Below are 15204 nucleotides of genomic sequence, written 5' to 3' on the forward strand. Positions count from 1 at the left end.
GATGAAAAGATCAGCTTGCTGATCGTTCAACTTTTCTGAAAGGACATCCCCTCCCCCTTCCAAACTCAACTAAAAGAATTTGAGAGCGCCGCTAAGGACTTGAATGACAAGGCAAGTGATTCCCTAACTGATAGACAATTTGAACAGCTATCGTTAAAGATCAACTCTTTAAAAGATATTTCAGATCAGCCTTTTGACAGGCTTTACTTCAAATGCGCACAAATAAAAGGAGGCTAGATCTCTCGTCCAGTCTCCTTCAATTAACTTTATTAAGCAGTTTCTACTGCGAGTATTCTAACACTGAAAGCCCCGCCTGGAGTTTCAATTTCCACTTCATCGCCAACTTTTTTGCCAATTAAAGCATTTGCTATTGGTGACTCATTTGAAATTTTACCACCAAGAGGATCTGCTTCAGCTTTACCGACAATTTCGTATTCTTCCTCTTCGCCATCAGGAAGCTCTTGAAATTTAACCCGTTTACCAATGCTTACCGTATCCTTACCTAAGGCATCAGGGTCAACAATTTCAGCATAACGGATCATATTTTCGATTTTAGCAATTTGACTTTCCAAAATGGATTGTTCATTTTTAGCGGATTCATATTCTGAATTTTCTGATAAGTCCCCAAATGAACGAGCAACCTTGATTCGGCTAATCACTTCAGGGCGTTTATTTAATTTTAAATCTTCTAATTCCGCTTCTAAACGTTCCTTACCTTCTACGGTCATTGGGAAAGTTTGTTCTGACATCTAACATTCTCCTAACACATACGATTAAAATATACAAAATAATACCATATTACTAACTTTTTAGCAATGTAAATATGGCTTTTTATTGTTCTTGAAGCTTGGCATCCTCTGGACTAACGTATTCTTGGACTAATTGATCATGTTCTTCGTAAGTTTTTGAGAAATAGACATTCCCAGTGCTTAAATCAGCTACAAAATACATATAATCATTAGGGGTTGGGTTTAAGGCCGCTTGAATAGCACTCTCACTTGGGTTATTAAAGGGACCAGGTCCTAAACCAGTATTTTGGTAGAGATTATATGGCGAATCAATCATGGTATCTTCGATAGTCACATAGGTAGAATGCTCATTATGGGCATAATTCAAGGTAATATCCGATTGTAGGGGCATATTCTCGGCTAAACGGTTATAGAAGACTCCTGATACCATTTTACGATCTTCGTCAGTAGAAGCTTCTTTCTCAATAATTGAAGCCAGGGTTAAGATTTCATGCCAGGAAAGTCTCTGTTGTTTTAAAGTGTCACTATACTTTTGTCGAATAGTCTCACTAGCTGCCAGCATTTTGTCGACAAAACTTTCTACGGTATCGGATTGAGTTAATTCATAGGTGGCCGGGAAAAGGTAACCTTCCAAGGGATAGCGTAATTGGTCATTATTCACCACATCTTTGAGTAATTCTGGGTACTTAGCCGCTTCTTCTGCCAATAAGTCCTCCGAATTAATCCGCTTCAAGGCTTCTTCCTGAGTAATTCCAAAATAATCTGCCATCACTTGAGCAATTTCTTCAACATTCATGCCCTCTTTGACTAAGACCGCTTGGGTAGCCGGACCTTGGGCATGTGAGAGTTGATTCATGACTTCACCAAAGCCAGACGAGGTTTTCAATTGATAACTTCCCGCCTGAATTGGATCATGATTGGATAGACGGAGGTAGATCTTAAAGAGACTTTCATTAAAAATGACATCATTTTCGTTAAGAATATGAGCAATTTGACTAGCACTTGCTCCCTGAGGAATGGTCACTTGGGTTTCTTTTTCCTCTCCAAAACCACCAGTAGCTACTAAGGTTCCCATTAGTAGAGCAAAGACAATACAGATAAGGAGCAAAGTAATAATAATCCAGCGGATAATCCGATTAGCCTGAACATTTTCTTGTTTTTCTAAAGCATTGACCCTAGCCTGGTCTCGCTTTACTCTTTTTTTCTTTTCTTCATCATTAAACATCGTGCTTCCTCATTTCATAATAAAAAGACTCTGCTTTGAACAAAATAAGCTATTATGCATTTTACTGATAAAGATGCTATTTGTAAACTTAGAGCCAAAAATTTAACCAGAATGAAACATTTATCCTATCATCACATAAAAAGAGGCGGTGACCAAAGTCACAGCCCCGTATGTCAACCGCCACTAATAATAAAAGAGAATATGACCTCATATCATATTCTCTTTCCTTGGCTTATTGATTTAAGTTTGGGTCTTGAACGAAAGTATTAAACACTTCCTCTACCATATCCCATTCTTCTTCACTTTCAATTGGCAATAAGCTACCTTCTCCGTCTTTGCCCTCTTCATAGGCATAGGCTTCGATATTTAACTCTTCGCCTTCCTCTTCGGCTGGGTAAACTAAGACGTAAGATTTATTCAGATCTTTCGAATCGAAACTAAATAAAATTTTATATAAACGCTCATTACCTTCTTCATCATATAAAGTAATTAAATTATCTAAATCTTCAGCCATACAATGCTCCTTCATACTAATGTGAATGACTATCTAAATAGTTCTGTAAAATGAGAACAGCAGCTAACTTATCGATCACCTTTTTACGCTTTTTCCGGCTCACATCTGCCGCCTCAATCAGAAAACGTTCCGATTGCTGGGTAGTTAACCGTTCATCCTGATAAAAAACTGGTAAGTCGAATAATTCAATAGCCATATCGCCATAATGACGCGATGCTTCAGCTCGAGGGCCTTCAGTGTTATTCATATTTTTAGGCAATCCAATAACAAGCTTTTCTACTTGATAAGCTTCAATTAATTGCCTTAGGCGTGAAAAACCGAATTCCCCTGCCTCTTCGTCAATTTTAATGGTTTCGATTCCTTGGGCAGTCCAGCCAAAAGGGTCACTTATGGCTACGCCAACCGTTTTAGAACCCACATCCAAACCCATAATACGCATGCTTATTCTCGACCACTTTGCTTCATATAGCTTTTAACAAGTTCTTCTAATAACTCATCGCGTTCATGGTAACGAATAAGATTTCTAGCTTGATTGTGACGTGGGATATACGCAGGATCGCCAGATAATAAATATCCTACAATTTGATTGATTGGATTGTAGCCCTTGCTTACTAGGGCGTCGTAAACTATTTCAAGTGTCTCTTTTACATCTTTTTCTTTACTTTCATCGAAGCGAAAGAGTACTGTTTCATCTTTTCCACTCATTTAGACACCTCCACATCATTTTGAATCTATTGTAACGAAAAATCTAGCGACTAACAAGCACTTTATTTATTCAGAACTTCCTCTAAAGCCTTAAGCGCATCAGGGATACCAGCTGGGTTCTTACCACCTGCTTGGGCAAGTTCAGGACGACCGCCCCCGCCACCATTAATATATGGAGCAAGTCCCTTAATGATGTCACCAGCTTTTAAGCCTTCTTTAACCTTGTCAGCTGAAACAGCAACTAACATGTTGGCTTTATCACCGTTAGCTGTAGCGAGAACGAGGACATCTGAATAGTTATTTTGTTTCCATTCGTCACTAATTGCTCGCAAGTCATCCATAGTTTTATGGTCAAGTTCTTCAGCAATGTAGCGTACCCCGTTGCTTTCTTTAACGGCATCAAATATTTGACTAGCAGCCATTTGGTTAGCCTTAGCATGGAGAGATTCTACTTCAGATTCTAGGCTCTTGCGTTCACCTTCCAATTGTTGGAGACGGTGTGGTAAATCTTCCGCTTTCTTAACCTTCAAAGCATCGCGAACTTGGTTTAAGAGACCTAATTTAGCTTCATAGTATTCATAAGCAGCTTTTGAAGTCAAGGCTTCAATCCGGCGTACTCCAGAACCAATCCCTGATTCGGAAATAATCTTAAATAGGCCAATGAATCCGGTATTCTTAACGTGGGTCCCACCACAAAGTTCCATGGACCAGTCATCAATATTAATCACACGAATTTCATCATGGAGTTTAAGGTATTTTTCACCGAAGAGCGCGATGGCCCCATGTTCCTTAGCCGCCTTAACTGTGGTAAAGATGGTTTCAACCGGGATTTGTTCCCAAATTTTTTCATTAACTCGTCTTTCAACTTCTTCAAGTTGTTCTGGACTCACTTGTCCAAAATAAGTGAAGTCAAAGCGGAGATAATGGTCATCAAGTAAAGACCCCGCTTGGTTAACTTGTTCACCTAAGACATCTTTTAAGACCCGGTGTAATAAGTGAGTAGCGGTGTGATTATTACGGATTAAGCGACGACGAGCGCTGTCCACTTCTAAGCGAACTTCTTGGCCCACACTAATCGGTTGAACAGTGTCAATATAATGTAAATTTTGGTCATTAGGAGCGTGTTTAGTATCACGGATATAACCTAATAATTCGCCATCCAAATTGTAAAGCTTACCTGAGTCACCAACTTGCCCACCACGTTCACCGTAGAATGGTGTTTTTTCAGCAATGAAATAGGCCTTGCTATTGGCTGGTGCTTCCTGGCTGATTTCATCTTGGTAAACAATGGCATTGATCTTAGTTTCAGTAACATCTTCTTCATAACCGGTAAAGTGAGAAGGCACATCAATTTCACCAAGCACTGTTGATTGAACCGCTAGGCCACCTTGGTCTTTTCTAGCCGCACGTGCCCGTTCCTTTTGTTCCTCCATGGCCTGATTAAAGCCATCAATATCAACAGAAAAACCTTTTTCAGCCAGGTATTCTTCAGTCAGTTCTAATGGGAAACCATAAGTGTCGTATAATTTAAAGGCGGATTGGCCGTCAAGTGAATTTTCACCAGATTCTTCCAATTCAGCGATTTTGTTTTTAATAATATTTTCACCGTCAGCGATGGTTTCTTGGAAACGTTTTTCCTCACGATCAACGACTTCTTGAATAATGGCCTCTTTTTCTTTTAATTCTGGATAGTGTTTTTCCATCTTGTCTGCCACAATTGGAACCAATTTGGCCAAGAAACTCCCTTGGATGCCTAAACGACGACCGTACATCACACTACGACGGATTAAACGACGTAAAATATAGCCCCGGCCTTCATTTGATGGTAAGGCATTATCACCAACTGCAAAACTAACGGCGCGGATATGGTCAGCAATAACCTTCATTGCTGTATCTGTTTCCTTACTTTCCCCATATTTTTTACCATCAGATAATTTTTCAACTTCTTTAATCAGTGGGAATAAGAGGTCGGTTTCGAAGTTTGTTGGGGTTTCTTGTAGGACAGAGGCGATCCGTTCCAGTCCCATCCCAGTATCCACGTTATGTTGTTTTAATTTTTCATAGCTACCGTCGGGCATGTGGTTAAATTCAGAGAAAACGATGTTCCAGATTTCTAGATAACGTTCATTTTCTCCCCCAGGAAACATCTCTGGATCATCATCGTCAAGATCTTGATAAGCTTTCCCCCGGTCAAAGAAAATTTCCGTATCGGGACCACAAGGACCAGCACCTAAATCCCAAAAGTTATCTTCTAAAGAAACAAAGTGATCTTCTGATAAACCAGTCACCTTTTGCCATAGTCCATGGGAAACATCGTCATCAGGATAGTAGGTCATATAGAGTAGTTCTGGATCCAGTCCTAGCCATTTTTCATCAGTTAAGAATTCCCAAGCCCAAGGAATAACCTCTTCTTTAAAGTAATCCCCTACTGACCAGTTACCGAGCATTTCAAAGAAGGTTTGGTGGCGAGCGGTAACTCCAACATTTTCAATATCGTTAGTCCGAATACATTTTTGCGCATTAGCAATTCTTGGGTTTTCCGGAACTTCTGACCCATCTAAGTAATGTTTTAGGGCAGCAACCCCGGAGTTCATCCAAAGTAAAGTAGGATCGTTGTCTGGAACTAAGGAAGCACTAGGGTAGATATCATGCCCCTTGCCCTTCCAAAAATCCATCCACATTTGACGTATTTCTTCACCCGTTAATTTCTTCATAATGTGTTAAAACCTCCTATAAAATAAAAAAGCACCTTGATGTTATTAGATGAGGGCGCCGTAGCACGGTACCACCTCATTTATAACATCAACGTGCGATATTATGTCTTCATTAAAATACTGGATAACGCGAGTAGCGGCAAATTTTCATTTGCATTGTCAAAAGGGAGCATTTCTATTACTGAGTGCTTTCACCACAGATGCACTCTCTCTATCAACTAAATAGAAACATGGCCTTTTCAATCATTTAAGCGAATTTATTATACGCTTTTTAATTTTCATTTGTCAACTATTAATGATTCCTAGCGAATAAGAAAACTAGTCTACATAGGAAGTTTCTTTATCTCCTAACCAGGAATAAACATAGCCAATGACAAAGCCACCACCAACAAGGTTACCTAAGAAAGTAAAGACAAAGTTCTTAAGCACATTAGCCAAGGTCATCCCGTCAACAGGGCCTCCATTGGAGAAGAAAGCTAATGGGAAGGAAACAAAGTTAGCAATCACGTGTTCGTAACCTAAGAAGGCAAAAATAAAAATAATAAAGATAATCGCATAAACCCGGCCATCAGCGTTGACCATCCGATTGCTAGCAACCACAGCACTATTAACGATAATATTAGCTAAAATCCCCTCAATAAAAATTGTAAGCGCTGATTTAACAAATTTTCCTGAAACTGCTGTAAATAAATAATGATCAGCAGGTAAATCTTGGAAAATCGTGGTTCTTGAGAAAATATAGGCACAAACAAGACCACCAATAAAATTAAATAACACACAAACCATTAAAATCGTAAAAGCCTTTTGCCAGCTAATGTATTTTTTTCGTGCTCCAACTACCAAAAAGTTCATATTAGCAGTCGCTAATTCACCATTCATATAAATAATAAGTACCAATGACCATGCAAAAAAGAAGGCAAAAGTAAATTTACCTAACCCTGGCGCTACTAAGTTGGCTTGTTGAGCGGTCATCATAGCGATTGCTGTCCCAAAAGTTAAGAATAAAGTGGCGTATACACTCCTTAGCGCGTATCTCCAAAAACTTTTATCAAAAAGTTCTGTCTTCTTCTCCACATTATCAAAAGTTAAAGGGCCTAGAATTCCTTTCTCAGGGCGCTTGCCATTAATATAAGCCATTGCCGTCAGTCCTTTCTAAATGAGCTAAATTTCTAGCCTAACTAAATAAATCCAATACTCACATTTTATCGATATTTTAAGAAATAAACAAGATTTTTGCAATATTTGAATAAATTTATTAGTTTTTATAAACTCAGGATCAGCAAATTTAGCTTCTATCTGCTTTAACTAGGCTTTTTCGGGTACTTTTTGCACGTGGGTAGTAAAAGAGAAAAAATAAACGGCTGATTTCATTGCTTAAAAATCATAGGGGCTGATGCCATCCATACCAATTAAAGGATCGATCTGACCACTTTCAAGTAAGGCAGGGGTTAACCAATCGACTTTCACATTCATTCCCGAGTTTCCAGGATCCTCTTGCTGGCCCCCTGACTCATCTCCTTGAGACCTGGTACTTTGATCCTGACGAGGACTTGATTCACTTGGCTGCGAGTTCAGTTTAGGAAGTAATTCGTCTTCTTCAAGTAGGGAGCGGTAAAGGTTAGTATGGCGTTGGCTGGCCTGGGTTTGAATGGCAGATTGGAAGGCTTGGACTTCACCGCAGAGAATTAAGGATTGCTTAGCTCTGGTGATCGCTGTATAGAGTAAATTGCGTTGGAGCATGCGTTGGTATTGGTTGATTAAGGGGAGGATAACGATAGGAAATTCGCTTCCCTGCGATTTATGAATTGAGACGCAATACGCCAAGGTTAACTGGTTAAAATCTTGCCGGTTGTATGTGACCTCATTGCCGTCGAAATCAACCACTATTTCATCACTTTGGCTGGTCGTTTCCTTGGCATAAAATATCGCCACGATTTCTCCCATATCCCCGTTAAAGACATTCATTTCAGCTTGGTTTTGCAACTGCAAGACCTTATCCCCTAAGCGAAAAAGACGGTTGAAGTGGCTAAGTTGGCGCTTATTGCCATCAGTATTTGGATTTAAACCTTCCTGCAATTTCTGGTTAATCTGATCGATGCCGGCCTGACCCTTATACATGGGGGCCAAAACTTGAATATCTTTAACATCATAATCTTTTTCAAGAGCACGTTTAGCCACCGCTGCAATAAAATCAGCTAAGTGGAAATAATCTACCCGGAAAAATGACCGGTCAGCCTTATTTTGGGTAAGATCGACAGGCATTTCCCCATTTTTTATATCATGAGCCAATAAAGTAATGGTTGAATTGGCATCTTGACGAAATATTTCGTCGAGCTCGCGCCAGGCGATTGTCTGACTTCTCAAGAGGTCTGACAGCACTTGTCCTGGACCAACTGAGGGCAATTGATCTTTATCCCCTACCAATATAATTTGCATATCATCAGGAACCGCTTCTAATAATTGAAAGAATAACCAGGTATCTACCATAGACATCTCATCAATAATCAGTAAGTCCCCTTCAATAGTCTCTTTATCCGAAGTTATGATATTATTTTCATCTTCTTCACCGGTGAGACCGATTAAACGATGAATAGTGGTTGCCACTAGGCCAGTAGTTTCACTCATCCGCTTGGCAGCCCGTCCAGTTGGAGCTGCCAAACGAATAGGAAAATCACTCGGGTCATAATCCCCTAAGCGGATATTATTTAACCGGCAATAAATATCGATGATTCCTTCTAAAACCGTGGTTTTTCCCGTACCCGGTCCCCCGGTTAGAATAAATAATTTCTCTTCTAGGGCTTCAATAATTGCCTTCCTTTGAGCGGGTCCATATTGAATACCTAATTTTGCTTCGGTTTCCTCTATTTCATTAGCCAAATTATCATTCTCATATTTAGGCTGAGTTCGTTCATTCTTGATACGTTTTAAACGTTTAACAATCCCCTTCTCTGCATAATAGAGACTCGGAAGAAAATAACCCTCTTCAGTCGCAATCACTTCATTGGTATCTACCAAGTCGCTCAAACGGTCAGCCACTTGCTGCATATCAACCATTTGCAGATTCATTTGGCTTTTATTTAATAGATTGAGAACCTGCTGGAAGAGTTCTTCCTTCTTAACATAAGTATCTCCATTGCTATAACAAATTGTTTCTAATGAAAAAGTAATCGCCCCTTGGATGCGTAAAGGCGAGTCATAGGCAAAGTCTAAACGTTGGGCCAGTAAATCAGCCTTTTGAAAACCAAAGCCCTGAATATTTTTAACCAAGAAATAGGGATTTTCTTTAATCAATTCCACCGCTTCATCTTGGTATTTAGCATAAATCTTGCCTGCCAAGTGGTTAGAAAAACCCATCTCCGATAATTGAATAAAGGTATCCTCATTGCCACGATTAGCCTTTACTTTCTCATGTAGCATTTGTTGTTTATTCTTGGTCAGGCCCTTAACATCTTTTAAACGTTCGGGCTGATTAACAATTAAGTCAATGGTCTTCTCACCTAAGGTATTGACCACCCGCTCAGCCAATATTTTCCCAATTCCAGGAAATTCATCGCTGGATAAATATTTGATTAAGCCATCTCTACTGGTAATTTTTATTACTTCATAATGGGAGACTTTGAATTGTACCCCGTACTTAGGATGATCAACTAAGTTTCCGAAGAATTGGTATGTAGTTCCGTCCTGGATAGTTCCAAAATTTCCTGTCACGACAATATTTTTTTCGGAGTAAAGGGTGTTGGTATCATCAACCGTAATCCGCATCACCCGATAATAATTATCTGGATTAGAAAAAAAGGTAGCTTCAACTTCGCCGATGAAATAATCTTCCGTTACTGTCATACCCTTATCCCTCCTAGTCATAATCTTTGGCTATTATATCACAGAATAGCAGAGGATTTATGCTCCACCAGTCTGCCTTCTGCTCGCCTTTCTTTTATATAAAAGTCTCGCTATACCATTTTCGCTCTTTCACGCCCTTAATAAAGAAAAAAGCTGTAGCTTAGCTTCTAGCTTCCAAGTTAGATAAAGTCTTCCTGGATAAGCCAAAAACTAGTTACAGCTGTAACTTGAAATCATCCTAATTTATAGCCTGCTTTTAGAAATGATTCATCTATTTGATTATTGGTATTGTAACTTTTTATCATCTTTATAGGCAGCGTCAATGGTTGCTCCCCCTAAACAAACTTCACCTTGGTAGAAAACTACCGACTGTCCTGGTGTAATAGCCCGAACTGGCTCTTCAAAGTCTACCCTTAACTGATCATCAGACAAAAAGCTGACTTTCACTGGGATATCTTTTTGCCGGTAACGGAACTTAGCGGTGCAGGTAAAGTCTTCACGTGGGAAATGGTCACTGGTAAAGGAAACTTCACTGGCTAATAAGTAGTCAGCATAAAGCAAGGGATGATGGTATCCTTGGCCGACATAGAGTTCATTTTTAGCCTGGTTCTTCCCGATAACAAACCAAGGTTCATTATTACCAACCTTGGTCCCTCCGATCCCCAAGCCCTTACGTTGACCGATGGTATAATACATCAGTCCATGATGCTCAGCCATCACTTGGCCGTCTAAGGTTTTCATTAGACCAGGTTTAGCTGGTAAGTAATTGGAAAGGAAGGCATTAAAGTCGCGCTCACCAATAAAACAGACCCCGGTGGAGTCCTTTTTATGGGCCGTTTTTAGGTTATGGTCTTCGGCAATTTTTCGCACTTCCGACTTTTCTAATTCGCCAATCGGAAAAAGCGCGTGTTGTAATTGCTCTTGAGACAATTGGTTTAAGAAGTAGGTTTGGTCCTTATTACTATCCACCCCACGAAGCAAGTCTACTTCGCCTTGGTCATTTGTTCTCACCCGAGCATAGTGGCCCATAGCTACGTAATCTGCTCCTAGGTCCAAAGCATAATCGAGGAAGGCCTTGAATTTAATCTCTTTATTACACATGACGTCAGGATTAGGGGTACGGTCATGACGATATTCATCGAGGAAGTATTCGAAGACGCGGTCCCAGTATTCTTTTTCAAAATTGACTGAATAATAAGGAATACCTATCTGACTAGCTACAGCTTGTACATCCCGGTAATCTTCGGTTGCTGTACAAACGCCATTTTCATCAGTGTCATCCCAATTCTTCATGAAAATACCAATGACGTCATATCCCTGTTCTTTCAGCAAGAGCGCGGAAACACTGGAATCGACTCCCCCACTCATGCCTAAAACAACTTTTTTATTTTTCTTATCACTCACAACATCACCATCTTTCTTAACAAAATTTACGATTGAAGGTCGCACGTTTTGTTGTGTTGATAATCTTAGATAGGCCTCAATCGCCTTATCCAGGTAGTAATCATAACAATTTACCTAAAAAACTCAAGTCATTTGATTGAATTTTTATTAAATCTTCAAATGTCCTTGAGTTTGGAGAATGGTTATATGTCAAATTTTAGTCTTCACTGATTACTAAGACTTGCTTGTCAACTAAGTCAGCTAAAATTTCCTCTAAGCGTTTTGCTAAATCAGCCATATCGGAATTTTGGTAAACATTAACCGCCTTCAGCCCCGTCTTATTAGTGACGTTCATTTGCAATTTATCCACTGATTTATCAATTTGTACTTTTAATAAGAGATAGTGACTGGCTTGAAATTCTGGACGAATAGAAATTTCAATTTGATAATTACCTGCCTTAGTGGAAGTAAATCCATAGTCCCGCAAAGTATATGCCTTGCAGTTAGGATGGACTTGATAGGTTTTTTGACTTCCTTTTAATTGTTCTTTTTCTTTAAAAGCCATTTCATTCCTCCTTAATTTGTTTACACTATATCTAAGCAATGCTTAATAAAATGTCTAAGAATTTATCGATTTCTTCAATTGTGGTCAGCTGACCGAATGATATGCGAATGCTTTGACTGATCCGTGGGCTTTCTTCACCAAACATCGACACTAAAATCCGACTCGGTTCTAGCGACCCAGCTGAGCAGGCTGACCCAGCCGATACATAAACGTCTTTTAAATCTAATTTAATCAGAACTTGGTCACTAGGATGATTAGGCCAATAGATATTTAAAATATGGGCTAGTTCAGCTTCCTTAGGACCATTGATTTTGAAACCTAGGCCCCGTTCTTTAGCTTCTTTAAGAAAATATTTCCTTAAATCCAGCAGCTTTTGATGATGGTCATCCCTAGCCTGGTAGGCGATTTCAATGGCCTTACCCATGGCCACAATTCCAGGCACATTTTCAGTACCGGCCCGATGGCCATGTTCTTGGCCTCCCCCTCTTAGGTAAGGGGTAAAATCACTCACTGCATTACGATAATAGAGAAAGCCGACTCCCTTGGGTCCATGGAATTTATGGGCAGATACGCATAGGCCATCGATATGCATAGCTTCAACATCAATAGGGACGTTGAGATAGGCTTGAACCACATCCGTATAGAAGAATAAGTGGTGATCATGGCAAATCTCTCCAATGGCTTGGATATCTTGGACAGAGCCAACTTCGTTATTCCCTGCAATAATTGAAACCATAATGGTATCATCTTTAATGGCATCCTTTAAGGCTTCAATTGAGATATGACCATATTCATCGAAAGGCAAGAAAGTCACTTCAAATCCCTGTTTTTCCAGATATTTTGCCGTCTTGTAACTTGAAGGATGTTCAGCTTCGGTGGTAATAATATGACGGCCTTGCTTTGCTAAACGTTTTGCGGTTTGTATCAGGGCACTATTAGTAGATTCTGTTGCCCCACTGGTAAAAATAATATCGTCCGCCTGAGCATTAATCGTCTCCGCTATATTCTCTCTTACTCGAGTCAATTGTTCATGTGATTGACGACCAATCCGGTAGGTACTTGATGCATTACCATAATTTTCACGCATGGCTTGGTTCATGGCCTCAATAACTGGTTGGGTCATCGGTGTGGTTGCTGCATAATCAAGATAGATCATTCGTTCGCTTACCCCCTTGTTTTTCACTATTGTATCACTATCTGGTCCTAGACAACAGGGGAAAAGCCAAAAGCGCTCTTTTTAAAAACGGATGTGTTATACTGATTGACGTTATTAAGTACTTAGAAAGGAGTTTCAGTGTGAATAAACAAGCACCCCTAGCCTACAAAATGCGGCCGAAGACCCTAGAAGAAGTTGTTGGTCAAGAACACCTGGTTGGTCCTGGCAAGATCATCTGGCGGATGGTTAAAGCGAAACAGTTAAGGTCGATGATTTTATATGGGCCTCCTGGTATTGGTAAAACCTCAATCGCTAGCGCGATTGCCGGTTCTACTAAGTTAAGTTTTCGGCAATTGAATGCGGCGACAGATAATAAAAAGACCCTACAAGAAGTCGTGGCTGAAGCAAAGTTTTCTGGCGGTCTTATTTTAATGTTAGATGAAATTCACCGCCTGGATAAAACAAAACAAGACTTTCTCCTGCCTCATTTAGAAAGCGGCCTACTGATTCTAATCGGGGCAACCACCGAAAACCCTTATATCAATATCAATCCTGCTATCCGGTCGCGAACACAGATTTTTGAGCTTCACCCTTTAGAAGCTGATCAAATCAAAGTAGCTATTGACCATGCCCTCGAAAATAAAGAGCGGGGCCTTGGCAAGTACCCTATTCAATTAAGTAATGAGGCCAGGGACTACTTAGCCAATTACTCCAATGGCGATTTACGGTCAGCTCTCAATGCATTAGAACTAGCGGCTTTATCAACTGAGGAGAATCCCGAAGGCAAAATTCTGATCGACTTAGGCGTAGCAGAGGAATGTTTACAAAAGAAGGCCTTTGACCATGATGAAGATGGGGACATGCACTATGATGTGGTGTCTGCCTTTCAAAAAAGCATTCGTGGCAGTGATGTCAACGCTGCCCTTCATTACGCCGCCCGTTTAATTGAAGCTGGTGATTTGAACAGTCTCTGCCGGCGCTTAATGGTATGCGCTTATGAGGATATTGGTTTGGCTAACCCAGAGGCCTGTCAGCGGGCGGTCACTGCCTGCCAAGCTGCCCAGAAAATTGGACTGCCGGAAGCCAGGATTCCTTTGGCTCATGCCATTATTGACCTGTCCCTATCCCCTAAATCCAATTCGGCCATCAAAGCCATTGATCAAGCCTTAGCAGATATTCGTTCAGGAAAAGCTGGCGTCATCCCCAAACATCTCCGTGATGCCCACTACAGTGGTGCTAAGAAATTGGGAAGAGGAAATGCTTACAAGTTTCCCCACGATTACCCCAACCATTGGGTCGCTCAAGATTACTTACCAGAAACCTTGTCGGACAGGCAATACTACCAGGCCTGCCAAACAGGCAAATATGAGCAAGCCTTAGAGCAAATGCGGCAAATGCGAGAAAAACAAAAATAATTTTTATAAGCGATAAATCCAGTATAAGATGTTGTCACTTCAAGCTTTCCTGCTTGCCAAAAAGCCCTAGACATGCTAAATTAATAGTAATGTAAGTTCTCTAAGATATGCGTGCATCTTTTAAATGTGCTGACCGAACAACTACTATCTAGGGATCTGCGAGCTCCAATGGATGTTACGCCTCTATTACGTGGACAACTGAAGTTGGATACCGGAACCCACCTGCTATATCGCGGGTTCAGACAGATAGAATTTCCACGGTATCATTGGAGGCTTACATAAAAATAATCGAATTATTTTTTAACCTAGGTGTGAAAGCCTAGGTTTTTTCAATAGGAATATTATTTAAAGTTAATTTTTTTATCCGCTTTCATGCTATAATAGCTATAGAGAGAAAAAGAAAGTGAGGGATCCTTATGTATAAGAATTACGAACATATATTGACACCTGTGGATGGTTCCGATGAAGCTGAATTAGCCTTCAAAAAAGCGGTAGAAGTTGCCTTACGTAATGACGCTGAATTAATCATTACCCATATCGTTGATACACGCTCGATTCAAACGACTACTGGTTACGAAGGCACCCTATCCGATGAATTAGTCAAACAAGCTAAAGAATTACTTAATGACTACAAGAAGTATGCATCGGAAAAAGGCGTAAAAGAAATCCAAACCGTCATTGATTATGGTTCACCAAAGGTTCAAATTGCTAAAGAACTTTCCAAAGAATACCATGCTGATTTAATCATGATTGGTGCAACGGGACTAAACGCTGTGGAACGCCTCTTCATTGGTTCTGTTTCAGAATACGTCATCCGTAACGCTAATTGTGATGTCTTAGTGGTAAGAACCGACTTAGACAATGTGAAACATGAAAAAGGGAAGAAAGCATAAAAACTAAGAGTAATTAAAAGGCCTCACTCCTTGAAGTGAGGCCTT

Annotated in this window: 13 protein-coding genes and 1 other RNA gene; 3 read left to right on the plus strand and 11 right to left on the minus strand. The window is 40.1% G+C overall.

Annotated elements, in window-relative coordinates:
- Nucleotides 1-269 precede the first annotated feature (269 nt).
- The 11 genes from greA to DBT49_RS05725 all read right to left on the minus strand — a co-directional run bounded on the left by greA (nt 270) and on the right by DBT49_RS05725 (nt 12851).
- Nucleotides 270-749, minus strand: coding sequence for a transcription elongation factor GreA (gene greA, locus DBT49_RS05675; protein ID WP_060778338.1), 480 nt, complete (start codon nt 747-749; stop codon nt 270-272).
- An 82-nt stretch (nt 750-831) separates the two neighbouring features.
- Nucleotides 832-1974 (minus strand): endolytic transglycosylase MltG, encoded by a 1143-nt coding sequence (gene mltG, locus DBT49_RS05680; RefSeq protein ID WP_070560034.1) that lies wholly within the window; start codon nt 1972-1974, stop codon nt 832-834.
- Between the two features lie 232 nt (nt 1975-2206).
- On the minus strand, nt 2207-2503 hold the full coding sequence (locus tag DBT49_RS05685) for a DUF1292 domain-containing protein (RefSeq protein ID WP_256374786.1): 297 nt from the start codon (nt 2501-2503) through the stop codon (nt 2207-2209).
- 1 nt (nt 2504) lies between these two features.
- The gene (ruvX, locus tag DBT49_RS05690) at nt 2505-2927 is read right to left on the minus strand and encodes a Holliday junction resolvase RuvX (RefSeq protein WP_070560030.1); all 423 of its coding nucleotides are present in this window, start codon (nt 2925-2927) and stop codon (nt 2505-2507) included.
- 2 nt (nt 2928-2929) lie between these two features.
- Nucleotides 2930-3193, minus strand: a complete 264-nt coding sequence (locus DBT49_RS05695) for an IreB family regulatory phosphoprotein (protein ID WP_013669229.1) — start codon at nt 3191-3193, stop codon at nt 2930-2932.
- A 62-nt stretch (nt 3194-3255) separates the two neighbouring features.
- A complete protein-coding gene (alaS, locus tag DBT49_RS05700; protein ID WP_070560029.1) occupies nt 3256-5907 on the minus strand; it encodes an alanine--tRNA ligase in 2652 nt (883 codons plus the stop codon).
- 318 nt (nt 5908-6225) lie between these two features.
- Nucleotides 6226-7044, minus strand: coding sequence for a formate/nitrite transporter family protein (locus tag DBT49_RS05705; protein WP_060778341.1), 819 nt, complete (start codon nt 7042-7044; stop codon nt 6226-6228).
- A gap of 237 nt (nt 7045-7281) precedes the next feature.
- Nucleotides 7282-9747: an SF1B family DNA helicase RecD2 gene (recD2, locus tag DBT49_RS05710; protein WP_070560027.1), complete on the minus strand. Its 2466-nt coding sequence runs from the start codon at nt 9745-9747 to the stop codon at nt 7282-7284.
- A 279-nt stretch (nt 9748-10026) separates the two neighbouring features.
- Nucleotides 10027-11151 carry a tRNA 2-thiouridine(34) synthase MnmA gene (gene mnmA, locus DBT49_RS05715; RefSeq protein ID WP_083300509.1) on the minus strand — a complete coding sequence of 375 codons (1125 nt, stop codon included), beginning with the start codon at nt 11149-11151 and terminating at the stop codon, nt 10027-10029.
- 196 nt (nt 11152-11347) lie between these two features.
- The gene (locus DBT49_RS05720) at nt 11348-11695 is read right to left on the minus strand and encodes a DUF1831 domain-containing protein (protein WP_070560025.1); all 348 of its coding nucleotides are present in this window, start codon (nt 11693-11695) and stop codon (nt 11348-11350) included.
- A 31-nt stretch (nt 11696-11726) separates the two neighbouring features.
- On the minus strand, nt 11727-12851 hold the full coding sequence (locus tag DBT49_RS05725; RefSeq protein ID WP_070560023.1) for a cysteine desulfurase family protein: 1125 nt from the start codon (nt 12849-12851) through the stop codon (nt 11727-11729).
- Between the two features lie 170 nt (nt 12852-13021).
- Here DBT49_RS05725 and DBT49_RS05730 point away from each other — a divergent pair, with 170 nt between their 5' ends.
- The 3 genes from DBT49_RS05730 to DBT49_RS05740 all read left to right on the plus strand — a co-directional run bounded on the left by DBT49_RS05730 (nt 13022) and on the right by DBT49_RS05740 (nt 15159).
- Nucleotides 13022-14266, plus strand: a complete 1245-nt coding sequence (locus tag DBT49_RS05730) for a replication-associated recombination protein A (protein ID WP_070560349.1) — start codon at nt 13022-13024, stop codon at nt 14264-14266.
- 94 nt (nt 14267-14360) lie between these two features.
- Nucleotides 14361-14543, plus strand: a non-coding RNA gene (gene ssrS, locus DBT49_RS05735) — 6S RNA.
- A 139-nt stretch (nt 14544-14682) separates the two neighbouring features.
- Nucleotides 14683-15159, plus strand: a complete 477-nt coding sequence (locus tag DBT49_RS05740) for a universal stress protein (protein WP_013669804.1) — start codon at nt 14683-14685, stop codon at nt 15157-15159.
- Nucleotides 15160-15204: the final 45 nt, after the last annotated feature.

Origin of the sequence: Aerococcus mictus (assembly GCF_003286595.3) — a bacterium.
GTDB classification, from domain to species: Bacteria; Bacillota; Bacilli; order Lactobacillales; family Aerococcaceae; genus Aerococcus; species Aerococcus mictus.

Excerpts from the sequence above, each read along its gene's own strand:
- greA (WP_060778338.1), bottom strand. The coding sequence starts at position 749 with ATGTCAGAACAAACTTTCCCAATGACCGTAGAAGGTAAGGAACGTTTA.
- mltG (WP_070560034.1), bottom strand. The coding sequence starts at position 1,974 with ATGTTTAATGATGAAGAAAAGAAAAAAAGAGTAAAGCGAGACCAGGCT.
- DBT49_RS05685 (WP_256374786.1), bottom strand. The coding sequence starts at position 2,503 with ATGAAGGAGCATTGTATGGCTGAAGATTTAGATAATTTAATTACTTTA.
- ruvX (WP_070560030.1), bottom strand. The coding sequence starts at position 2,927 with ATGCGTATTATGGGTTTGGATGTGGGTTCTAAAACGGTTGGCGTAGCC.
- DBT49_RS05695 (WP_013669229.1), bottom strand. The coding sequence starts at position 3,193 with ATGAGTGGAAAAGATGAAACAGTACTCTTTCGCTTCGATGAAAGTAAA.
- alaS (WP_070560029.1), bottom strand. The coding sequence starts at position 5,907 with ATGAAGAAATTAACGGGTGAAGAAATACGTCAAATGTGGATGGATTTT.
- DBT49_RS05705 (WP_060778341.1), bottom strand. The coding sequence starts at position 7,044 with ATGGCTTATATTAATGGCAAGCGCCCTGAGAAAGGAATTCTAGGCCCT.
- recD2 (WP_070560027.1), bottom strand. The coding sequence starts at position 9,747 with ATGACAGTAACGGAAGATTATTTCATCGGCGAAGTTGAAGCTACCTTT.
- DBT49_RS05720 (WP_070560025.1), bottom strand. The coding sequence starts at position 11,695 with ATGGCTTTTAAAGAAAAAGAACAATTAAAAGGAAGTCAAAAAACCTAT.
- DBT49_RS05725 (WP_070560023.1), bottom strand. The coding sequence starts at position 12,851 with ATGATCTATCTTGATTATGCAGCAACCACACCGATGACCCAACCAGTT.
- DBT49_RS05730 (WP_070560349.1), top strand. The coding sequence starts at position 13,022 with ATGCGGCCGAAGACCCTAGAAGAAGTTGTTGGTCAAGAACACCTGGTT.
- DBT49_RS05740 (WP_013669804.1), top strand. The coding sequence starts at position 14,683 with ATGTATAAGAATTACGAACATATATTGACACCTGTGGATGGTTCCGAT.